Here is a 21,619-nt window from a genome sequence, read left to right on the forward strand (position 1 = left end):
GGGACGATATGATGCACAAGCCCATCCGCCGCGATTCGTTGCTCGAACGGGCCGCGCGCGCCTATGATTTCGGTGCGGGGTTCCGCGCGCCGGTGAAGGACGCCGTCGATCCGGTGCAGGACGACGCCGTTCCCGCGCCTATGCCCGCGCCCGACGTCGAGCCGGTACCGGTCGCCGAGGAGCCGGCCTGGCAGGCGGCTGCGCCGATCGAGGATCCAACCTTCCTCGCGATCCCGCCCGAATTGCGCGCGCCCGTGGGTCAGGAGCTGCCGCCGGCCTTTTACGAAACGCCCGAGTTGAGCGACATCGCCGCGATCGATCGCGGCATGCTGGCCGAAGCCGGGATGATCGTGCCCGGCGCGCCGGTGGGGCCGCTCGCCGAGGAATTTCGTCTCATCAAGCGCCAGCTGCTGATCACGCGCGAACGCATCGCGCAGGGCAATCAGGGCGACAAGGCGCGTACCGTGCTCGTCTGTTCGGCGCGACCGGGCGACGGCAAGACCTTCTGCGCGGTCAATCTCGCGCTATCCATGGCAATGGAGCGGGATACCGAGGTGCTGCTGGTCGACGCCGATTTCGCCAAGCCCGACGTGCTCGCGCGCCTGGGCCTCGCCGAGCAGCCGGGGTTGCTCGACGCGCTGGCCGACAGTCGGGTCGATGTCGAGAACCTGGTGATCCGCACCGATATCGGCGGCCTGTCGATCCTGCCCGCCGGGACGAAGACGGCGACGGATACCGAGCTGCTCGCCTCCGCCCGCACGCGGACGGTGTTGTCGCGCCTGCTCGACGCCAATCCGCGCCGCATCGTGATCTTCGATTCGCCGCCCGCACTCGCCGCCTCGCCCGCGGCGGTGCTGGCGATGCTGGTGGGACAGGTGATGCTGGTGGTTCGCGCCGACGACACGCCCGAAAACGAACTGCGCGAAGCGGTGCAGCGGCTCGACGGCTGCGACGAGATCGCGCTGGTGCTCAACGCCGTGTCGTTCGTGCCCGGTGGCCGGCGCTACGGCACCTATTACGGTCAGGAGGGGGGCAAGTGATGCGGTCTATCTCTCTGGGGCTGGCGCTGGGCGCTTTTGCGGTCGCGGGATCGGCCGAGGCGCAGGGCCGGCGCGTCACCGCGACGCCTTATATCGAACTGGGGCAGGTGCTCGACGCCGACCTCAATAGCGGCGACGTGCTGACCTATTCGACCATCGCGGCGGGCATCGACCTGGCCGCGGGCACGTCGCGCGTGAACGGGCAGCTGTCCTATCGCTACGAACGGCGGATCGCGTGGGACGACCGGATCGGCGATTCGGACGTCCATACCGGTCTGGCGCGCGTCTCGGCGAAGGTTGCGCGCGGCTTGACGCTGGAGGCGGGCGGCATCGCGACGCGCGCGCGTGCCGACATCCGCGGTGCGGCGCCGGGCGTGCTGGTCGGCAATGTCGACAACATCAGCCAGATCTATTCGGTCTACGCCGGCCCCAGCTATGCGACCAACGTCGGGCCGGTGGCGGTCGCCGCCAGCTACCTGGCGGGCTATACCAAGGTCGAAAGCCCCAGCTTCGTGGGCGTCGGCCCCGGTCAGCCGCGCTTCGATTATTACGACACCGCCTTCAACCAGTCCGCCGGGATCAGCGCAGGCGTGCGACCGGGCCAGGTGCTGCCCGTGGGCCTGACTGCCAGCGCTGGCTGGGACCGTGAGGACGCGGGGCAGCTGGATGGCCGCTACGAGGGCTGGCGGGTGCGCGGCGACGCGTTGATGCCGGTATCGCCCTATGTCGCGCTGACCGCCGGCGTCGGCTACGAACGGATCGAGACGAGCAACCGCCCGGCGCTGACCAATGCGGCGGGCCAGCCGGTGGTCGACGGCGATGGCCGCTTCGTCACCAACAGCGCCGCGCCGCGTCAGATCGCCTATCGCACCGACGGCGTCTATTACGATGCCGGTGTCGTCTGGCGCCCCAACCGCCGCGTGTCGGCGGAGGCGCGCGTCGGCAAGCGCTTCGGGTCGATCAGCTATAGCGGCCTTGCTACCTATCGGGCGTCGGAACATGTCGGAATGGCGGCGAGCGTCTACGACAGCGTCACGACCTTCGGCCAGCAGCTGCGCAATGGGCTGCAGCAGTTGCCTACCAGCTTCATCTCGGCGCGCGACGCGTTCACGCAGCAGTTCAACGGCTGTGTCTTTTCGACCAGCGGCGCGACGCCGGGCGGCTGCCTAAATGACGTATTCCAGTCGATCCAGACCGCCAGCTATCGCGCGCGCGGCGTCGACGCCGTGCTGTCGGTCACGCGCGGCCGGACGACCTATGGCGGCGGCGTCGGCTATGCCAATCGCAAGCTGTTCAACCGCGACGACGTGCCCGGCGTGACGCTGTACGGGATCGAGGATCAGAGCGCCTATGGCCAGCTGTTCCTCAACCGCCAGCTGTCGCCCGTCTCGACCATCGACGGCAACCTGTTCGTCAATTATTACGAATCGGGCGTTGCGCAGGCGGCTGGCGTCTGGGCCTATGGCGGCACCGCCAGCTATGGGCACAGCTTCGGCCGGATCACCACCTCTGCCAGTGCGGGCGTCTATGCGTTCGACACGGGCGATCTGGACACCACCTGGTCCGCGCAGGCGCTGATCGCCGCGCGCTATTCCTTCTAGGGGCCGCACAGGATGTACGAAGACCATTTCGGGCTGACCGGACGCCCCTTCCAACTCACCCCAGACGCGCGCTTCTGGTATGAGACGGCGACGCATCGCAAGGCGATGGCCTATCTCGGCTATGGCATCGCGCAGGGCGAGGGGTTCATCGTCGTGACCGGTGATATCGGCGCGGGCAAGACGACGCTGGTGGGGCATCTGACCGGCCTGCTCGATCCCGCCGCGCTCAACGTCATCACGATCGTGTCGACCGCGATCGCCGCCGACGACCTGCTGCGCGTCGTCGCGACCGGGCTGGGCGTCGATCCGGCCAACCTGACCAAGGCGCAGCTGCTGACCGCGATCGAACGCGGACTGCATGCGGTGAAGCGCTCCGGCCGGCGCACGCTGCTGATCGTCGACGAGGTGCAGGCGCTGCCCGTCGATTCGTTGGAAGAGCTGCGCATGCTGTCCAACTTCCAGGCGGGCGGACACGCGCTGCTGCAGATCCTGCTGCTCGGCCAGCCCGAGTTCCGTGAGCGCTTGCAGGGATCGGAGCGGCTGGAGCAATTGCGCCAGCGCGTCATCGCCATCCATCACCTCGACCCGATGGAGCCGCACGAAGTCGCCGACTATGTCGCGCACCGCCTGTCGGTAGTCGGCTGGCAGGGGCGACCGGACTTTGCGGACGATGCGTTCGAGGCGCTGTATCGCGGCTCGGGCGGCGTCCCCCGGCGGCTCAACCAGCTTGCCGCGCGCGTCATGCTGGCGGCGGCACTGGAAGGGCATGAGCTGATCGACGGCCGGCTGGTGCGCCAGGTTGTGCGCGATTTGGAGGCGGACCTGCCGGCAAGCTTTACGCCGTCGGTGGTGCACTCGGCCCCTGAAGCCGAAGCCGAACCCGAACCCGTGACCAAGGCCGTTGTCACGCCGGAGCCGCTAGCTTTCGAGCCGACGATCGTGCCGATTGAGGCGGAAGCGGAAGCCACCACCGAGGAATCCGCCATTGAGGACGTGACGCCGATCCGCCGGTTCGTGCCGCGGACGCCGCAGTGGCTCGAACCCGTCGCCGATGCGCCGCGCGATCCGCTGCCGATCGTGGCGGAGCCTGTGGCCGAACCGGCCGAAGCGCCTGCGTTCGCGCCAATCGTCGCGGATGCGTCCGACGAAGCGACGCAAGAGCCGCTGGTCGAAGAAACGACAACCGAGGATGCGCCGGCCTCGGCCGAAGCGGAACCTCAAGCGGCACCGGCCGCGCCCGCGTCGAGCGATGCCGAGCGCATCGCCGCGCTGGAGGCGCGGATCGCGCAACAGGAAGAGGCGCTGCGCCGTGTGCTGACGCTGCTGGTCGACTGGGTCGAGGCAGACCGTAGCGAAGCGGCGGCGACAGCAATGGTTGCCGGCGTCGCCGACCTGCACCATGGCCATGATGCCGTTCCCATCCGCTCGCCCGCCGCGTGGGACCATGCCGCCTGAGCCGCTCCGCAACGGCCTGTCGGTCGATGTCGAGGAATGGTTTCAGGTCGGTGCGTTCGAACGCACGATCGACCGGGCCGACTGGGACACGATCGCAAGCCGCGTCGAGGCGAACACCGGTGCGGTGCTCGACCTGTTCGCCGAAAGCGGGGTGAAGGCGACCTTCTTCACGCTTGGCTGGGTCGCCGATCGCCATCCGCGGCTAATCCGCCGCATTGCGGACGCGGGCCATGAGATTGCCAGCCACGGCTGGGACCATCAGCGCGTCTTCACCATGGACGCCGCGGCCTTCCGCGCCGATCTGGCGCGCGCGCGCGCAGCGTTGGAGGATGCGAGCGGGCAGGCGGTGACCGGCTATCGCGCGCCCAGTTTCTCGATCGATCCGCGCAATCTGTGGGCTTTTCCGGTGCTGGCGGAGGCGGGCTATGCCTATTCGTCCAGCGTCGCGCCGGTCGCGCACGACCATTACGGTTGGCGCGATGCGCCGCGTTACGCCTTTCGTCCGCTGAAGGATTCGCCCCTGATCGAGCTGCCGGTGACGGTCGCGCGCGTGGCGGGGCGGCACATCGCGACCGGCGGTGGTTTCTTCCGCATGCTGCCCGGCGCGCTGACCGATTTCGCGGTGCGGCAGGTCAATGCGGAGGGCCATGCGGGCATTTTCTACTTCCACCCATGGGAAGTTGATCCAGACCAGCCGCGCGTCGCGGAAGCGCCGCTGCGGTCGAAGGTGCGGCACTACAGCCGGCTTGGCGCGATGGCGGGCAAGCTGCGCGGCCTGATCGCACGGCACGACTGGGGCCGCGTCGACGCCGTCGTCGCGCGCGAGGCGGCGCTGCTCGCGTGATGCACGCGCCGATCGAGCCGCGGCTGGACGTGCGCGAAGCGAATCTGGGCGATGTCCGGGAGAGCGGCGCGATCGACGCCTTCGTCCGCGCGGCGGCGGAGGCGACGCCATTCCACCTGACCGGCTGGAGCCGCGCGGTCGAGCGGGGTTGCGGCCAGCGCGCGCGCTATCTGATCGCGACCTATTCCGACGGTACGATCGCGGGCGTGCTGCCGTTGACCGAAATGCGATCGCCGCTGTTCGGCCGCGCGCTGGTGTCGACCGGCTTCGGTGTCGATGGCGGCATATTGGGCGATGGCGTGGAGGCGTTGGCGGAGGCCGGCTGGGCGTTGGCTCAGCGACTGGGCTGCCCCGGCGTCGAACTGCGCGGCGGGCCGGCGCCGCGGGGCTGGGCGACCAACGATACCGCCTACCTCGGCTTCGTCCGCGATCTGGCGGCGGATGACGATGCGGAATTGCTCGCCGTACCGCGCAAGCAGCGCGCAGAGGTGCGCCGCGCGCTGGGGCTGGACCTAGGGGTCGTCACCGGCGGCGAGGCGCTGCTGCGCGAGCATTATGGCGTCTACGCCGAATCGGTGCGCAACCTCGGCACGCCGGTGTTTCCGGCGGCGCTGTTCCGCCACGTCGCGGGGGCGCTCGACAGCGACGTGCTGACCGTGCGGCATCAGGGGCGGGCTGTGGCGAGTGTGCTGAGCCTGTATTTCCGCGGCACCGTCTTTCCCTATTGGGGTGGCGGAACGGCGGCGGCGCGGGGGCTGCGTGCCAACGATCGCATGTACTTTGCGCTGATGCGCCATGCGCGGGATCGCGGCTGCACGCGGTTCGACTTCGGCCGGTCGAAGACGGGCACGGGCGCGGCAGCCTTCAAGAAGAACTGGGGCTTTACCGGGGTGCCGCGCTGCTATGCGACGCGTAGCGACGGGCCCGCGCGCGAGGTCAATCCGCTCAATTCCAAATATGCGATGATGGTGGCGACGTGGAAGAGGCTGCCGCTGCCACTCGCCAATCTGATGGGACCGTGGATCGCCCGCGGCCTGGGCTGATGGAGCTGCTGTTCCTCGCGCACCGCGCGCCCTTTCCGCCCGATCGCGGCGACAAGATCCGGAGCTATCACGTCCTGCGCCATCTGATGGCACGCGCGCGCGTTCATCTGGTCGCATTCGGGGAGGGCGACGCGGATTTCGACGTGCCGGCACCGCTTGCGGAGGGCCTGGAAAGCATCACGCTGATCCGCCGCACCAAGCCGCAGGCGCTGGCGGCCGTCGAGGCGCTGGCGACGGGGAGGCCGGTGTCGCTCACCGCCTTCGACGCGGCGGCGATGCGGCGGGCGGTCGCGGCGCGGCGGGTCGATGCCGTCTACTGTTTCTCTGGCCAGATGGCGCAATATCTGCCTGCGGGCGTGCCGGCGGTGATGGACTTCGTCGACGTCGATTCCGCCAAGTTCGCGCAATTCGCCGATGCCGGCAGCGCGGCGATGCGCTGGATGATGCGGCGGGAGGCACGGCTGCTCGGCGCGTTCGAGCGGCAGGTGTCGGCAACCGTCCGCGCCAGCCTGTTCGTCAGCGAAGCGGAGGCGGCGCTCTTCCGCAGCGACGGTGGGGCAGGGCGGATCGTCGCGGTGGAAAATGGCATCGACGCGGCGGCGTTCGATCCGACGAGTGTCGGTCCGGCGACGCAGGGTCCACTGCTCGTCTTCACCGGCCAGATGGATTACCGCCCGAACGTGGAGGCGGTGGCCTGGTTCGCGGCTGAGGTGATGCCGCGCGTGCGCGAGACGCATCCGAATGTCCGCTTCGCGATCGTCGGACGTGCGCCGACCGCGGCGGTGCAGGCACTCGCCGCGCCCGATGTGATCGTGACTGGTGCGGTCGACGACGTCCGCCCGTGGCTGGCGGCGGCGAGCGTGTGCGTCGCGCCGCTGCATCTGGCGCGTGGCATCCAGAACAAGGTGCTGGAGTCGATGGCGATGGCGCGGCCCGTCGTCGCCTCGCCCGCCGCCGCCGAGGGGATAGACCACGCCGGCACGCTGCGAGTGGCTGGGAGTGCGACGGAACAGGCAGCGGCGATCGGCGCGCTATTGGACGATCCGGGCGCGGCATCGACGCTCGGGGCTGCGGCGCGGGCGCGGGTATTGGCCCGTTACGATTGGGCGGCGCGGCTGGCGCCGCTCGACGACCTGCTCGGGCTGGGTGCATGAGCGGCTGGCGGCGGCATGGGATCGGGCTGGCGCTGGCTGCCGCAGTCATCTTGCTGATGTTCCGCGCCGACGTGGTGCGGCTCGTCACGATCTGGTGGACCAGCACGACCTTCGGGCATTGCCTGTTCATCGGTCCGGTGATCGGCTGGCTGGTCTGGCAGCGGCGGCGCGAGCTTGCCACCTTGACGCCGATCGCCTGGTGGCCGGGGTTACTCCTGGTCGCGGCGGGGGGCGCCGGCTGGCTGATGGGCGATGCGGGCTCGGTCAGCTTCGCGCGGCAATTGGGCATGGTGCTGATGCTGCAAGGCGCGGTGGTGACGCTGCTCGGCGCGCAGGTCGCGCGCGGGCTGCTGTTCCCGCTTGCCTATGCGCTGTTCCTCGTGCCCTTCGGCGAGGCGTTGGAGCCGTCGTTGCAGGCGGTGACGGTGCGGATCGTCATGCCGCTGCTGCATCTGTTCGGCGTGCCCGCCACGTCGAACGGCGTGCTGATTCACGCCGGCCGCTATTATTTCGAAGTGGCGGAGGCGTGTTCGGGGGCAAAGTTCGTCATCGCGATGCTCGCGTTCGGGGTGCTGGTCGCCAACGTCTGTTTCGTTTCGTGGCGGCGGCGGATCGGCTTCATGGTCGCCGCGCTGATGGTGCCGGTGATCGCCAACGGCCTGCGGGCCTTCGGGACGATCTACGCCGCGCATCTGACCAGCGTGGAGGCGGCGACGGGGTTCGACCATATCGTCTATGGCTGGCTGTTCTTTGGGCTGGTGATGGCGGCGGTGCTGGCGATCGGCTGGCGCTGGTTCGACCGCGCGCCCGATGCGCCCGCCTTCGATCCTACGCGCCTGCCGCCGGTGCGGAGGGGGCGGATCGCGTTACCGCTTGGCGTTCTGCTGACGGTCGTCGTTGCAGGTATCTGGCCGATGTGGAGCGCCGCCATCGCCCATCGCGCCACGCCGCTGCCAACGCAGATCGACCTGCCGATGGTCGCCGGCTGGACCCGCGCGCCGCTCAGCCAGCGCGCGGCGTGGCAACCTTACTACCCCGGCGCGGATCACGTCCTGTTCGGTCGCTACACCCGCGATGGCGCCGCGGTCGACCTAGCCGTCGCGGTGTTCGCATCGCAGGGCGAGGGGCATAAGATCGGTGCGTTCGGCACCGGCCCGATCCGCGAGGAGGACCGCTGGGTCCGCATCGCCGATGCCGCGCCGATTGCCGGTGGCGCGGCGCTACGCATGACTGCGCCGGGTAGCGACGGCCATGCGGTGGAGCGCGTCGTCGCGACATGGTACGTCGTGGGCAACAGGGTTACGGCGGACGAGCGCGTGGTGAAGATCGAGACGATGAAGGCAAAGTTGCTCGGGGGCCCGCAGCGCGCGGTGGCGCTCCATCTGTCGGCCGAAGTGACGCCTGGCCGCGACGCGCGCGACGATATCGCCGCCTTTGCCGCGGCATTGGGTCCGATCGACGGTGTGGCGGATCGCCTGACGGGCGCGCGCTGATGTGCGGCATTGCGGGGCTGTTTCACCCTGGCACCCCCAAGCCCGTCGATCCCGCCCGCATCGCCGCAATGATCGCGGTGCAGGCGCATCGCGGCCCGGATGGCGACGGCGTATGGACCGCGCCCGGCGTTGGCCTGGGTCATCGCAGGCTGTCGATCATCGATCTGGAAGGCTCGCCGCAACCGATGCACGCGGGCGCGCTGAGCGTCACCTACAATGGCGAAATCTACAATTTTGCCGAGCTTCGCGCGCAGCTGGAGCGGGGTGGCGCACGCTTCGTCACCGATGGCGATACCGAGGTGCTGCTGCACGGCTGGCGCGCCTGGGGGCCGGGGCTGCTCGACCGGCTGAACGGCATGTTCGCCTTCGCGATCCACGATGCGGAGGCGGGGACGCTGTTCCTTGCCCGCGACCGGCTGGGCGTGAAGCCGCTCCATTATGTCGAACTGTCCGACGGCAGTCTCGCCTTCGCGTCCGAACTGAAGGGCCTGCTCGCGCATCCGTTGCTGCGCCGCGTCCCCGATGCGACCGCGATCGAGGATTATCTGGCGTTCGGCTACGTCCCCGACGACGCCTGTCTGATCGCCGGCGTGCGCAAGCTGCCCGCGGGCCATTGCCTGCTGGTGCGGCGGGGGCAAAGCGTACCGGCGCCGCGCCAATGGTGGGACGTCAGCTTCGCCGACCGGGCGACCGGCTCTGCGCGCGCGCTCGGCGAGGAGCTGTTGGCGCATATGCGCGAGGGCGTGCGCAGCCGCATGGTCGCCGACGTGCCGCTTGGTGCCTTCCTGTCCGGTGGCGTCGATAGTTCCGCGGTCGTGGCGCTGATGGCGGAGGCGAGCAAGGCGGCGGTGCGCACCTGCACGATCGGCTTCGACGAGGCGGGCCATGACGAGCGCGCGCACGCCGCGGCGGTCGCGCAGCGCTTCGCCACCGATCATCACGCCCAGGTCGTGCGCCCCGACGACTTCGCGTTGATCGACACGCTGGTCCAGCATTTCGACGAGCCTTTCGCCGATGGCAGCGCGCTCGCGACCTATCAGGTCGCCGCACTGGCGCGGCAGCGTGTGACGGTGGCGCTGTCGGGCGATGGTGCGGACGAGGTGTTCGCCGGTTATCGCCGCTACCGTTTCCAGGCGGCCGAAGAGCGCGTGCGGGGGCTGTTGCCACCTGCGTGGCGCACCGCGGCGTTCGGGACGCTGGGGCGCTATTATCCCAAAGCCGATTGGGCACCGCGGCCGTTGCGCGCGAAGACGACGTTGCTCGCCCTCGCCAGCGATGGCGACGAGGCCTATGCGCGCGCCGTCGGCGTCACGTCACCCGAGCTGCGAGGCACGTTGCTTGGCGCCGACGTGCGCGCCGCGCTGCAGGGCCACCGCGCGGAGGACCGCTACATCGCCGCGATGCGCGCAGCGCCGGCGCGCGATGCGATCGATCGCGCGCAATATGCCGACCTGAAGATCTGGCTACCCGGCGATATCCTGACCAAGGTCGACCGGACGAGCATGGCGGTGGGGCTTGAGGCGCGCGAGCCGTTGCTCGACCATCGGCTGGTCGAGTTCGGCGCGCGACTGCCCGCGCCGATGCGGCTGCACCGGGGGACGGGCAAATGGCTGATGAAACGCAGCCTCGAACGCTATCTGCCGCGTGACATCCTCTATCGGCCCAAGATGGGCTTCGTCACCCCGATCAGCGACTGGTTCCGTGGCGCGCTGGCCGATCAAGCGGAGGCGCTGACCCGGTCGCGCTTCCTCGCCGACAGTGGCTGGCTGGCGATGCCGACCGTAGCCCGGCTGGTCGAAGCGCATCGCAGCGGGCGCGCCGATCACGGCCGCACCCTATGGCAGTTGATGATGCTGGAACGCGCCGGACGCCGCCTGTTTGGCTGATCGTTTCGCTGCCGGTGTAACCGGAGTGTCATCAAATCCTAACCCGCCATTTACCACTCGCCCCTAGTATCCGGGCCATGCTGTTCGACATCGATCTGCTGCGCAACGGCGCCTTCGGTGGTGTGCAGCCGTCGGTTAAGGGCGAGGGTGTTTGCCTGATCCACACCGCATCGCTGGCGCAAGCGGTGGATATGTTCCGGCAATCGCCCGATCTTCGGCTGCTAGCGATCGTCGATGCGCAGCGTTGCCCGGTCGGCGTCATCCGCGAACGCGACGTCCGGACCATCCTGTTCAACCCGTTCGGCCACGCGCTGATGCAGAATCCCAGCATCGGCGGATCGCTGAAGACGTTGATTCGACCTTGCGGCACCGCCGATGCCGCGCTGGATGCCGACGCGCTCGTGCTCGCCTATCTCGACGCGGGTGGGGACGGACTGGTGCTGACCCGCGATGGCGTGTTCGATTCCGTCGTCGATGCGGCCGCGTTCGAACGGCTGTCCATCCAGCGTCGTGCGCAGGTGATGGCGGATCGCGAGGCACGGGCCGCGCGGATCGACGCAGCGGGCAAGGCCTTCACCGCCGATGTCGCGCATCTGGCGGCGGAGCTGGCCGAAGCGGCAGAGCGGATCGCGGCAATGGCGGGATTGGTGGTGACCCGCGCCGGAGCCTCGCGTCGGGACGCAGCGTCGGTGGCGGGTGCTACCAGCCAGATGGTCACCGCGCTGACCGACATCGCGGAACTCGGCCGGACACTGGCGACGACGCTGGACAGTATCGGCGGGCAGACGGCCCGCGCTGCGGCCTTGCGCAGCGATGCGCGCGTGGCGGTGATCGCCGCGGGCGACCGCGTGACGCGACTGGTGGAGAAGGCGGCTGCGGTCGACGACATGCTGCGCCTGATTCAAACGATCGCCAGCCAGACCAACCTGCTTGCCCTCAATGCCGCGATCGAGGCGGCGCGTGTGGGAGAGGCGGGGCGCGGCTTTGCGGTGGTGGCGAGCGAGGTGAAGACGCTGGCGCAACAGACCGGCACGGCGGCCAAGGACATTGCGGCGCGCGTGGCGGATATGCACGGCCTGCTCGGCGACGTCGTCGGCGGCCACCGCACGCTGGAGACGACGATGGCCGCCATCGCGGATACCGGCGTCGCGATCGAACAGGCGGTCGCCGCGCAACAGGGCGCGACCCGGCGGATCGCCAGCCATGTCGAGCAATCGGCCGAGGCCGGCCATGCGATCGACGATCGCGCGCGGGCGATCAGCGATCAGTCGGCGGCGATCGGCGACGACGTGTCGGGGCTTCAGGCGGTGTCGCGGACGCTGGCCGAATCCACCGGCCGTCTTCAGTCGCGGGCCCGCAGCTTCGTGAAGCTTACCGCGTCGCTCTAGTCAGCGTAGCTTGGCGATCGACAGGCCATCGGCCTTGGCGCGATCCTTGGTCGATTCCTCGCTGCGTTTCAGCGCCTTGGCGATCGCCTTCAGCGCCATGCCCTTTTTGGCAAGCGTGTGCAGCTTCTGGATTTCGTCCGCGGTCCAGGGCTGGCGATGGCGCTCGAACGTCTCTCCCTTGGCCATCAGAATACCGCCAGTGCGGCGTGGAGGGTGAGCGCGACGAGCGCGAGCGTGGAAGCGAGGAACAGCATGAAGCGGGGCAATACGCGATTGACCGTCGCCTGCACCAGCGAATGCGCGATCCGCAGGCCGACATAGGCCCAGGCGATCGCCGCATTGGGGCCATCGCCCGTGCCGCTGAGCGCGATGACGGTGCAAACCGCGTAGAATAACGTCGGCTGCTCCATCAGGTGATTGTAATTGTGCGCCTTCCACTGGATGTGTCTGGGCAGCGCACGGTCGGCGTCGGCGGCGGTGGAACCGACCAGCTTGCTCATGTCGACCCCCGCCGCCTTCATGGCGGGCATGCGCGTCGCCATCATCCAGGCGAACATCACGAGTGTCCAGGCGATGAGTGCCACCATCGGCCGCAGGATGTCGCTGTGCATGTTGTCCCCTCCGTTGGGAGCAGAAGCTGACGGAAAGCGTTTCGCCCCGCAACCTTTTGATATCGGTGGCCCCGGCATTCCGCCGCGCCCCGCAGCCAAGGACGACGCGCAATGAAGCAGACCGGCAATACGATCCTGATCACCGGCGGCGGTTCCGGCATCGGCGCGGCGCTGGCGCAGCGCTGGCACGATGCGGGCAACACCGTCATCATCGCAGGCCGACGGCAGGAAGCGCTGGACGAGGTCGCGCAGGGGCGCGAGGCCATCCATACGATGACGATCGACGTCGATAGCGCCGAGGGCGTCGCCGACTTCGCCAAGCGGGTGATCGAGGCGCATCCCGACCTCAACGTGCTGGTCAACAATGCGGGCATCATGCGCTTCGAGACGCTGGAGACGCAGCGCGACCTGTCCGATGCCGAGGCGACGGTGACGACCAATCTGCTGGGGCCGATCCGGCTGACCAATGCGCTGATCGATCACCTCACCGCGAAGGACGATGCGGTGATCGTCAACGTGACCTCCGGCCTCGCCTTCGTGCCGCTGGTCGATGCGCCGACCTATTGCGCGACCAAGGCGGCGATCCACAGTTACACGCTGTCGCTGCGCAATGCGCTGGACGGCAAGGTCGAGGTGATCGAGCTCGCCCCGCCGGGCGTGCAGACGACGCTGACGCCCGGGCAGGAGAAGCGCTCGATGTACCAGCCGCTCGACGATTTCGCCGACGAGGTCATGCGGCTGTTTGGCGAGCAGCCGACGCCGAAGGAGATCCTGGTCGAGCGCGTCCGTGGCTTCCGCAACGCCGAACGCAACGGCAATTTCGACGCGACGATGCAACAGCTCAACGACTTCGCCCGCAAGGCGCGGGAGGAGGGGAACGCTTAACGTCCGTCATTGCGAGCGCAAGCGAAGCAATCCAGGGCGTCCTGGTCCGGCCCTGGATTGCCGCGCTTCGCTCGCAATGACGGAGGGTTGGGTCGTCGTGCCCGGCCGATACGAAAAGGGCGCCCCCGGATGAACGGGGGCGCCCTCTGTCGTTGGCCGTAAAGCCCGACTTACTTGTCGAACAGCTTGCCCCAGCGGTGGACCGGGCGGTCCTTCCACAGGCCACGGTGATAGGCGTCGGACGCCAGCAGCGGCATCACGCTGCCCGCTTCCGCGAACACCATCTGCTCGATGCCGGTGTTCACCTTGCCCCAGCTGGCGGCTTCCTGCAGCGTCGAGGACGAGCAGGCGCCGTCGCGGACGTCGGCGACGGTGATCTGCACGGCATACTTGTGCACCTGAACGTCGTCGTGACCTAGAATCTCCGCGCAGACGACCGTGTCCTGAATGAAGTTCTTCGGCACGCCGCCGCCGATCATCAGCAGGCCGGTGGTGCCGGCTTCGATCTTGATCTCGGTCAGCTCGCGGAAGTCGGCGACCGCGTCAATCATAACATAGGGCTTGCCCGCCTTGGCGGCATCGACCTGATGCTTGACGAGGCCGAAGCCTGCCGACGAATCGACGAACGCCGGGCAGAAGATCGGCACGTCATGCTCGTAGGCGAGCTTGACGAGGCTGTTCTCCTTCTTGCCGTGCTCGACCAGATACTTGCCCATCTCGCGGATAAAGGCGCGCGAGCTGTAAGGACCCGCCGGTAGCGATTCCGCGATCTCGAAGATCGTGTGGTCGACGTGCTGCAGCGCCTCTTCGTCGATGTACGTGTCGTAGATGCGGTCGATGTAGAGCGAGCGCAGCGTATCATCGTCGGGGATTTCCAGCGCCTGATAGTGCTTGTGGCCCAGGCCCTCGAAGAAATCCATGTCGACGATGGTCGCGCCGGTGGCGACGATGCCATCGACCATATTGTTCTTCACCAGCTCGGCATAGAGGTCCATGCAGCCGCCGGCCGAGGTCGAACCCGCGATGACGAGGAAGATCGAGCAGTCCTTGTCGGCCAGCATCTGGTTGTAGATGTTGGTCGCGCGACCAAGGTCGCGGCTGGTGAAGCTCATGTCCGCCATCGCCTCGACGATCGGGCGCGCGTCGAAGCTCTTGATGTCGATGTGCTTGACCTGCTTCGACAGCAGCTCGGCCTTGCGGGTGTCGTTGATCGGCGCGTTGGCGCCTGCGGTCTTGGTGAGGGTGTCGGTCATGGTTCGCCTTTGGCTATCCAATACCCGTCGTCATTCACTGTTGGGGACGCGGAAACCCAATGATCTCCCCCGCGCAAGCGCGCGAGGGGAGGGAAAGGATCGATTACGGTAGGGGCGTTACAGCTTGACGACGTTGCCCGCACGCTGTTCCGCGACGAGGCGGTCCTCGGCGTAGACCGACAGCATCGGCTCGTCGGTCACGACGACGGTGTCGCCGGTGCCGAAGCCGTTGAAGCCGGTGCGCATCGCCTGGCCATAGGCGCCGAGCATGCCGATCTCGAAATAATCGCCGGTGTTCGTATCCGCGGGCAGCGGGAACGGGCCGGCCATATAGTCGAGATCGTCGCAGGTCGGACCCCAGAAGGCGAAGTCCATGTCGCGCGCGTCCGATTCCGGCTCGCGCAGCAGCTGCACCGGATACTTCCAGCCGATATGCGCCGCATCGAACAGCGTGCCATAGGCGCCGTCGTTGATGTACAGCTCATGCCCGCGGCGACGCTCCACGCGCACCACGACCGACGCATATTCGGCGCATAGCGCACGGCCCGGCTCGGCCCACAATTCGGCCGAGTAGCTGACCGGCAGGCTTTCGAACGCGCGATGGATCGTTTCGAAGAAACGCTCCAGCGGCGGCGGGGTCATGCCCGGATAGGCCGAGGGGAAGCCGCCGCCGACGTCGATAACGTCGACCGTCACCGCCGCGTCGACGATCGCCGCGCGCACCCGCTCCATCGCGTTCGAATAGGCGTCGGGCGACATCGTCTGGCTGCCGACATGGAAGCAGATGCCCAGCGCGTCCGCCACCTGGCGGGTCGCGATCAGCAGCTCCTTCGCCTCCGCCTGACCGACGCCGAACTTCGAACCGAGGCTCAGCTTGGCATATTCGGACGAGACGCGCAGGCGCACGCACAGCGTCAGGTCGGTCGCGCCCTGCGTGGCCCGGACGATCTTCGCCAGCTCTTCCAAGCAATCGAGCGAGAAGGTCTTCACGCCGTGGACGAAATACGCCTCGGCGATCGCCTCTTCCGACTTCACCGGGTGCATGAAGCAGCAGGTGGCATCCGGCAGCGTCGCCTTTACCAGACGCACCTCCGCGATCGACGCGGTGTCGTAATGCGTGATGCCGTTGTCCCACAGGATCTGGAGCAACGCGGGCGTCGGGTTCGCCTTCACCGCATACATCGGACGCCCCGGAAACTTCTCGACGAAGAATCGGGCGGCCCGCGCAGCAGCGTGCGGACGGACGAGCGTCACCGGATCGACCGGGCGACTCTGGGCGATGTCGATGCCCCCACCGAGAACGGAGGAACGGGCGGTCGAGAGGGGCGCTAACCCCAGCGCGCTATGGTGCTTGGCCAATTCAAGGGACCTCCAATTGCCTTACGGCATACGGTGACAAAAGCTGCCTTGCGGTTGGAAGTCCCATGGGGCAGCGGAGGCGCGATCTATGGTTGCTTGGCCTGCATGTAAAGTGGCTGATCGCACGAAAGGACGAAAAGTGACGATTTTGCGACAGCCGACGCGGGCGGGGGTGCGGGACGCGGCCGAAAAGATCGCGCGAATACTGCCACCGACGCCGCTTTATGTGCACGAAATCAAGGGGATGAAGGTCGCCTTCAAGGCGGAATCCTTGCAGCCCATCGGCGCGTTCAAAATCCGCGGCGCATGGCATCGGTTGACCGCATTGGACGCGGAATCACGTGCTCGCGGCGTCGTCGCCTTCTCCAGCGGCAATCACGCGCAGGGAATCGCCTGGGCGGCGAAGACGCTGGGGATGCCGGCGACGATCGTGATGCCGGCCGACGCGCCCCGCGCCAAGCTGGAGGGCACGCTGGCGCTGGGGGCGGAGGTGGTCCGCTACGACCGCGCGACGGAAAGCCGCGAGGCCATCGCGGCGCGGCTGGCGGAGGCACGCGGCGCGACGTTGGTGCCGAGTTTCGACGACCCCTGGGTGATCGAGGGGCAGGGGAGTGCGGGGATCGAGGCGGAGGCGCAGATGGCGGCGCTCGGCTTGGGCGCGCCAAGCCGCGTCGTGGTGCCGTGCGGTGGCGGCGGCTTGTCTGCAGGGTTGGCGCTCGCCCTGAAGGATGCGGCGATCACCGTCGTGGAGCCCGAGGGCTGGGACGACATGCGCCGCAGCCTGGAGGCGTCCTGGATCGAACCGGTCGGCCCGAACCCGCCGCCGACCGCTTGCGACGCATTGCAAACGCCGCGCGTATCGCCGCTGACCTTCGACGTGCTCGCGCGCCGTGATGCGACGGGTGTCGCGGTCAGCGAGGCGGAGACCGCGGCCGCGCAATGCTGGGCGGCGGAGCGCCTGCGGCTGGTGGTCGAACCGGGCGGCGCGGTGGGACTGGCCGCGGTACTGGCGGGGAAGGTCGTCGTGGAGCCGGGGCTGCTGGTGATTCTGTCCGGCGGCAACGTCGACATCGACGCCTATGCCCGGGCGATCGCCGGGTAGCACCTCCTCGTCATCCCGGCGCACGCCGGGATGACGAAGCAAGCCGATCAGAACCCCTTGCCGAGGCAGCTATCCAGCCCGTTGCGCTTCACCGCGCCGACATAGCGTGCCAGCGCATTGCCGTGCCGCCGCACGAACCCGCGCGGGTCGATCGCAGCGCGTTTCTTGGGTAGCGGCAGCACCGCGGCGATCCGGCCCGCCTCGGTCGGCGACAGATGCGTCGCGTCATGGTCGAAATAGCGCAGCGCGGCGGCGTCCGCGCCATAGGTGCCGATCCCCGTCTCGGCGACGTTGAGGTACACCTCCATGATCCGCCTCTTGCCCCACAGGGTCTCGATCAGGACGGTGAAATAGGCCTCCAGCGCTTTGCGCGCATAGCCGCCGCCCTGGAACAGGAACACGTTCTTGGCGGTCTGCTGGCTGATCGTCGATCCGCCGCGCAGCCGTTTGCCCTGCGCGTTGCTGTAGGCGGCGCTGGCGATCCCCTTCCAGTCGAAGCCGTGGTGCGAACAGAAGCGCGCGTCCTCGCCTGCGATGGCGGCGCGCGCCATGTCCGGATCCATCTCCGACAGCGGCATCCATTGCTTGGTGACGCTGCGTCCGCCGAGCAGGTCGCCCATCATCGTCCAGGTGAAGGGGACGGGTACGAAGCGGAAGATGCCGACCATCAGTACCGACACGATGACGAACGCCAGCACGGCTTTCAGCAGGATACGGAGGACGCGGCTCATCGCCGCGCTTTACGGGGCGGGGTGCTCCGGCATCAAGCCCAGGATCGCGGCCGCGGCGTCGACGCCGGTCTGGTATGCGCCGTGCGCGGTCGAAAAGTCGTGCGCCGAACAGGCCTCGCCGACGAAGAACAGCCGGTCGTCGATGGGCGCCGCCAGCGCTGCCCGCGCGCCCGCATGGCCGACCGCCGCATGGCTGTAGCTGCCGTGGATATGCGCCGCGTCCCGCCAGCGTGTCGCGCCGAGCGGATGCAGCCGCCGCCGCCAGTCGCTGCCCAGCAGGGCGACCAGTTCACGAATCGCGAAGTCGATCGCCGCCCGCTCGTCCGCCATCCCTTCCGCGCAGGATCCGCCGAAGAAGCTTTCGATGATCGGCAGGCCGAACGGTGACAGCCGGTGGCTGGCGGTGCAGGCGCTGTGCGGGTTGCCGGTCAGGTGGGCATGTGCCGGCCATTCGGGCGTGTCGACGGCGAGGAACACCTTGTCCGCCAGGCCAAGTGGCAGGTTTGCCGCCGCCTGCTGCTTACCGGGCAGCGGTGGGTCGAAGACAAGTCCGTCGTACGCCGTCGTCGGCAGCGCGAGAATGACCCGCGCTGCCTCGATCGTCCCCGCAGGCGTGTCGAGGCGGATCGTCGTCCCGCGATGGTCGATCCGCGTGACCGGCATGTCGAGCCGCACCGGCAGCCCGCGCGCATGGCCGACGATCAGCGTGCCGTAACCGTCGGGCAGCGCCCAATTGTCGTCGGTCGCCGCATCTTCGTATGCGGCCCAATCGTGCAGCGACACGTGGTCCAGCGGCGCGCCATTGGCATAGCCGGAGATGGCGTCGATCATCGGCCGCCACGGATAATTCGCGGCGACGAAATCCGACAGCGGGCGGTCAGGGCCGTGGAGCGCGGCATGCGCGGCGGTTTCGAACCGGTCGTAGGCCTCGCCAAACGCGCGTTGCTCGTCAGGCGGAAAGCCCAGGTCGCGCCATTGCACGCCCCAGTTGGGGGACGATCGGTCGATGGTTACACCGGCGTCCTCGGCGATCCGGGTCCAAGGGTTGCGCTTGGCAGAGTGGAGCCAGCCGCAGCCGGCGTCGACGGTGATCGTGCGGTCCGACGTACCGTTGGGGGCATCAGCCAACGTCGTCACCCCAGCGTAGGCTGGCGTCTTCTTCGGCAGGAGCGAAGCATCAGCCAAGCGGGAGATCCCCGCCTGCGCTGGGATGACGGTGTGGGGCCGGGGTGACGCAGTGAGTGGGGCGGGGGCGAGCCTACCATCCAGCGACAAGCGCACGCTCCGTGCCCGCCCACCAAGGCGGTCCCCCGCCTCGACCAGCAATACCTCGGCACCCGCATCATGCAGCGCCCGCGCTGCGGCGATGCCGGCCGCACCGCCGCCGACGACGACGGTCAGGCCGGCCGGCACAGTCACCTCAAGCCGCGATCAGGCGCTTTTCGCCGGCGATGCGCATCATCGCCTTTTGCAGCTTCTCGAACGCCCGCACCTCGATCTGACGCACGCGCTCACGGCTGACGCCATAGACCTGGCTCAGCTCTTCCAGCGTCTTGGGATCGTCGGTCAGGCGCCGCTCGGTGAGGATGTGCTTCTCGCGATCGTTCAGGTCGTCCATCGCGCTGACCAGCATGTCGTGGCGGACGTCTGCCTCCTGCGCGTCGGCGACGACGGCGTCCTGCAACGGCGCGTCGTCCTGCAACCAGTCCTGCCACTGGCCCTCGCCATCCTCGCGCATCGAGACGTTGAGCGACGTGTCGCCGCCCATTGCCATGCGACGGTTCATGCTGACGACGTCGCTTTCGGCGACGCCCAGATCGGTTGCGATCTTGGTGATGTGCTCGGGTCGCAGATCACCGTCCTCGAACGCGTCGAGCTTCGACTTCATGCGTCGCAAGTTGAAGAACAGCTTCTTCTGCGCCGCCGTGGTGCCCATTTTCACGAGGCTCCACGATCGCAGGATATATTCCTGGATCGAGGCGCGGATCCACCACATCGCATAGGTGGCGAGGCGGAAGCCCCGATCGGGCTCGAACTTCTTCACGCCCTGCATCAGGCCGATATTGCCTTCGCTGATCAGCTCCGACGTCGGCAGGCCATAGCCGCGATACCCCATCGCGATCTTGGCGACGAGGCGCAGGTGGCTGGTGACGAGCTGTGCCGCCGCCTCGGTATCGCCATGCTCCTGAAAGCGCTTGGCGAGCATATATTCCTGCTCGGGTTGCAGGATGGGGAATTTCTTGATCTCGGCGAGGTAGCGGTTGAGGCTCTGCTCGCCGCCGAGGGCAGGTATCGTCGCGGGGACGTTGCTGCGGGCTGCCATGATCTGATCTCCCTTATCTTGCGGAGGCGTGTCGTCCCTGTCGCGGCAACGAACGGTCCGGACCTATACGTGAAGCTCGGTGAACAGTTCCTGCATGTCTGCAGGCATATCGCTATCGAACGCCAAAGCGGTGCTTTTCACCGGATGGATGAACCCCAGATGCGCCGCATGCAAGGCCTGGCGGCGGAAACCGAGGGTTTCGAGAAGCGCTTTTTGAGCACCCTTTGTTCTACCATAGACCGGGTCGCCCAGCAAGGCGTGCCCGATCGAGGCCATGTGGACGCGCACCTGATGCGTGCGCCCCGTCTCCAGCCGGCATTCGACCAGTGCCGCGTCGCGCAGCACCTCCATCGTCCGGTAATGCGTCACGGCACGCTTGCCGCCCTGGACGATCGCGATCTTCTTGCGGTTGGTCGCCGAGCGGGCGAGGGGGGCGTCGACCTTGCCCTCCACCGGTCGCGGCCGTCCGCCGACGATCGCGCGGTAGCGGCGGTCGATACTATGATCGTGGAATTGCCGTGCGAGGCCTTCGTGCGCACGATCGGTCTTCGCGGCCACCATCAGGCCGCTGGTATCCTTGTCGATCCGGTGGACGATCCCCGGCCGCGCCACGCCGCCGATGCCCGACAGGCTGCCCTGGCAATGGTGGAGCAGGGCGTTGACCAATGTGCCGTCGAGATTGCCAGCCGCGGGATGAACGACGAGGCCGGCCGGCTTGTCGATCACGATCAGATGTTCGTCTTCATAGGCGATGACGAGCGGGATATCCTGCGCCTTATTGTGCGGCAGCGTCGGGTTGGGCACCGCGACGTTCAGCCGATCGCCGGCGCTCGCGCGCTTGGCGGGATCGCGCACCATCACCCCGTCGCGCGTCACCGCGCCGCTGGCGATCAGCACCTTCAGCCGTTCGCGCGACAGCGTCGGCACCGCATCGGCTAGCGCACGGTCGAGCCGCCAGCCATCGGCGGCAGGCGCGATCGTCGCTTCAAGGATGGAAACCCCCCGGTCCATACCGTAACGATGTGGGAACGATGGTGACGATTGCAAGCGACCTTGCCCGGCAAATCCTGTGCGCTGCGGCAGCGTCGCCGGAGGAAGAGGTGTGCGGCCTGCTGTTCGGCACGGCCGCCGCGATCGAGGCGGTACAACCATGCCGCAACGTCGCCGCCGATCCGTCACGCTGGTTCGAGATCGACCCAGCCGCTCTGCTGGCGGCGCACCGTGCGGCACGGAGCGGCGGGCCCGCGATCATCGGCTGGTATCATTCGCATCCCTCTGGCGAGGCCATGCCCTCGCCGCGCGACGCCGCGAGCGCGGCGCCAGACGGCATGCTGTGGCTGATCGCGGCGGGGGGGGAGGTGCGAGCATGGCGGGCGGTGGAGGATGGGCCGGTCGAGGGGCGGTTCGAGGCGGTGGCGCTCGGTGTATTATAAGAACTGTCGTCATCCCCG

At 68.1% G+C, this 21,619-nt stretch carries 20 protein-coding genes; 12 read left to right on the forward strand and 8 right to left on the reverse strand.

Features of this window, described 5'->3' with window-relative positions:
* Positions 1-8: 8 nt before the first annotated feature.
* The 9 genes from ACGVWT_RS12905 to ACGVWT_RS12945 all read left to right on the forward strand — a co-directional run bounded on the left by ACGVWT_RS12905 (position 9) and on the right by ACGVWT_RS12945 (position 11,904).
* Positions 9-1,040, forward strand: coding sequence for an AAA family ATPase (locus ACGVWT_RS12905; protein WP_315462776.1), 1,032 nt, complete (start codon positions 9-11; stop codon positions 1,038-1,040).
* A complete protein-coding gene (locus tag ACGVWT_RS12910; RefSeq protein ID WP_315462777.1) occupies positions 1,040-2,641 on the forward strand; it encodes a hypothetical protein in 1,602 nt (533 codons plus the stop codon). Before ACGVWT_RS12905 ends, ACGVWT_RS12910 begins: the two co-directional genes overlap by 1 nt.
* 12 nt (positions 2,642-2,653) lie before the next feature.
* The gene (locus ACGVWT_RS12915; protein ID WP_315462778.1) at positions 2,654-4,096 is read left to right on the forward strand and encodes an AAA family ATPase; all 1,443 of its coding nucleotides are present in this window, start codon (positions 2,654-2,656) and stop codon (positions 4,094-4,096) included.
* A complete protein-coding gene (locus ACGVWT_RS12920; protein WP_315462779.1) occupies positions 4,086-4,940 on the forward strand; it encodes an XrtA system polysaccharide deacetylase in 855 nt (284 codons plus the stop codon). The genes ACGVWT_RS12915 and ACGVWT_RS12920 overlap by 11 nt, the downstream gene beginning before the upstream one ends.
* Positions 4,940-5,983, forward strand: a complete 1,044-nt coding sequence (locus ACGVWT_RS12925; RefSeq protein WP_315462808.1) for a FemAB family XrtA/PEP-CTERM system-associated protein — start codon at positions 4,940-4,942, stop codon at positions 5,981-5,983. Before ACGVWT_RS12920 ends, ACGVWT_RS12925 begins: the two co-directional genes overlap by 1 nt.
* On the forward strand, positions 5,983-7,137 hold the full coding sequence (locus tag ACGVWT_RS12930) for a TIGR03087 family PEP-CTERM/XrtA system glycosyltransferase (RefSeq protein WP_315462780.1): 1,155 nt from the start codon (positions 5,983-5,985) through the stop codon (positions 7,135-7,137). Before ACGVWT_RS12925 ends, ACGVWT_RS12930 begins: the two co-directional genes overlap by 1 nt.
* Positions 7,134-8,630: an exosortase A gene (xrtA, locus tag ACGVWT_RS12935; RefSeq protein WP_315462781.1), complete on the forward strand. Its 1,497-nt coding sequence runs from the start codon at positions 7,134-7,136 to the stop codon at positions 8,628-8,630. The genes ACGVWT_RS12930 and xrtA overlap by 4 nt, the downstream gene beginning before the upstream one ends.
* The gene (locus tag ACGVWT_RS12940; RefSeq protein ID WP_315462782.1) at positions 8,630-10,516 is read left to right on the forward strand and encodes an XrtA/PEP-CTERM system amidotransferase; all 1,887 of its coding nucleotides are present in this window, start codon (positions 8,630-8,632) and stop codon (positions 10,514-10,516) included. Before xrtA ends, ACGVWT_RS12940 begins: the two co-directional genes overlap by 1 nt.
* 77 nt (positions 10,517-10,593) lie before the next feature.
* The gene (locus tag ACGVWT_RS12945) at positions 10,594-11,904 is read left to right on the forward strand and encodes a methyl-accepting chemotaxis protein (protein ID WP_315462783.1); all 1,311 of its coding nucleotides are present in this window, start codon (positions 10,594-10,596) and stop codon (positions 11,902-11,904) included.
* On the opposite strand, the gene ACGVWT_RS12950 is transcribed toward ACGVWT_RS12945, so the two are convergent.
* Together ACGVWT_RS12950 and ACGVWT_RS12955 are read right to left on the reverse strand one after the other, a co-directional pair.
* Positions 11,905-12,090, reverse strand: a complete 186-nt coding sequence (locus ACGVWT_RS12950) for a hypothetical protein (RefSeq protein ID WP_017978200.1) — start codon at positions 12,088-12,090, stop codon at positions 11,905-11,907.
* Complete coding sequence (locus tag ACGVWT_RS12955; protein ID WP_315462784.1) at positions 12,090-12,515, reverse strand: MAPEG family protein; 426 nt, start codon at positions 12,513-12,515, stop codon at positions 12,090-12,092. The genes ACGVWT_RS12950 and ACGVWT_RS12955 overlap by 1 nt, the downstream gene beginning before the upstream one ends.
* 111 nt (positions 12,516-12,626) lie before the next feature.
* On the opposite strand from ACGVWT_RS12955, the gene ACGVWT_RS12960 reads away from it, so the two are divergent.
* Complete coding sequence (locus ACGVWT_RS12960; RefSeq protein WP_315462785.1) at positions 12,627-13,400, forward strand: SDR family oxidoreductase; 774 nt, start codon at positions 12,627-12,629, stop codon at positions 13,398-13,400.
* Between the two features lie 170 nt (positions 13,401-13,570).
* On the opposite strand, the gene ACGVWT_RS12965 is transcribed toward ACGVWT_RS12960, so the two are convergent.
* Complete coding sequence (locus tag ACGVWT_RS12965) at positions 13,571-14,653, reverse strand: deoxyhypusine synthase (protein ID WP_053111627.1); 1,083 nt, start codon at positions 14,651-14,653, stop codon at positions 13,571-13,573.
* A 117-nt stretch (positions 14,654-14,770) separates the two neighbouring features.
* Positions 14,771-16,012 (reverse strand): type III PLP-dependent enzyme, encoded by a 1,242-nt coding sequence (locus tag ACGVWT_RS12970; RefSeq protein WP_207771668.1) that lies wholly within the window; start codon positions 16,010-16,012, stop codon positions 14,771-14,773.
* Positions 16,013-16,151: 139 nt separating this feature from the next.
* On the opposite strand from ACGVWT_RS12970, the gene ACGVWT_RS12975 reads away from it, so the two are divergent.
* The gene (locus ACGVWT_RS12975; RefSeq protein WP_315462786.1) at positions 16,152-17,114 is read left to right on the forward strand and encodes a threonine/serine dehydratase; all 963 of its coding nucleotides are present in this window, start codon (positions 16,152-16,154) and stop codon (positions 17,112-17,114) included.
* Between the two features lie 47 nt (positions 17,115-17,161).
* Here ACGVWT_RS12975 and mtgA read toward each other — a convergent pair whose 3' ends face one another.
* From mtgA to ACGVWT_RS12995, 4 genes are all read right to left on the reverse strand, one after another.
* Positions 17,162-17,845, reverse strand: coding sequence for a monofunctional biosynthetic peptidoglycan transglycosylase (gene mtgA / locus ACGVWT_RS12980; RefSeq protein ID WP_315462787.1), 684 nt, complete (start codon positions 17,843-17,845; stop codon positions 17,162-17,164).
* A 9-nt stretch (positions 17,846-17,854) separates the two neighbouring features.
* The gene (locus tag ACGVWT_RS12985) at positions 17,855-19,264 is read right to left on the reverse strand and encodes an NAD(P)/FAD-dependent oxidoreductase (RefSeq protein WP_315462788.1); all 1,410 of its coding nucleotides are present in this window, start codon (positions 19,262-19,264) and stop codon (positions 17,855-17,857) included.
* 1 nt (position 19,265) lies between these two features.
* A complete protein-coding gene (rpoH, locus tag ACGVWT_RS12990; protein ID WP_017978208.1) occupies positions 19,266-20,168 on the reverse strand; it encodes an RNA polymerase sigma factor RpoH in 903 nt (300 codons plus the stop codon).
* A 63-nt stretch (positions 20,169-20,231) separates the two neighbouring features.
* A complete protein-coding gene (locus tag ACGVWT_RS12995) occupies positions 20,232-21,179 on the reverse strand; it encodes an RluA family pseudouridine synthase (protein ID WP_315462789.1) in 948 nt (315 codons plus the stop codon).
* A gap of 20 nt (positions 21,180-21,199) precedes the next feature.
* Here ACGVWT_RS12995 and ACGVWT_RS13000 point away from each other — a divergent pair, with 20 nt between their 5' ends.
* Positions 21,200-21,601, forward strand: a complete 402-nt coding sequence (locus ACGVWT_RS13000) for a M67 family metallopeptidase (RefSeq protein WP_315462790.1) — start codon at positions 21,200-21,202, stop codon at positions 21,599-21,601.
* Positions 21,602-21,619: the final 18 nt, after the last annotated feature.

Source organism: Sphingomonas sp. S6, from assembly GCF_043498045.1.
Classification (GTDB): domain Bacteria; phylum Pseudomonadota; class Alphaproteobacteria; order Sphingomonadales; family Sphingomonadaceae; genus Sphingomonas.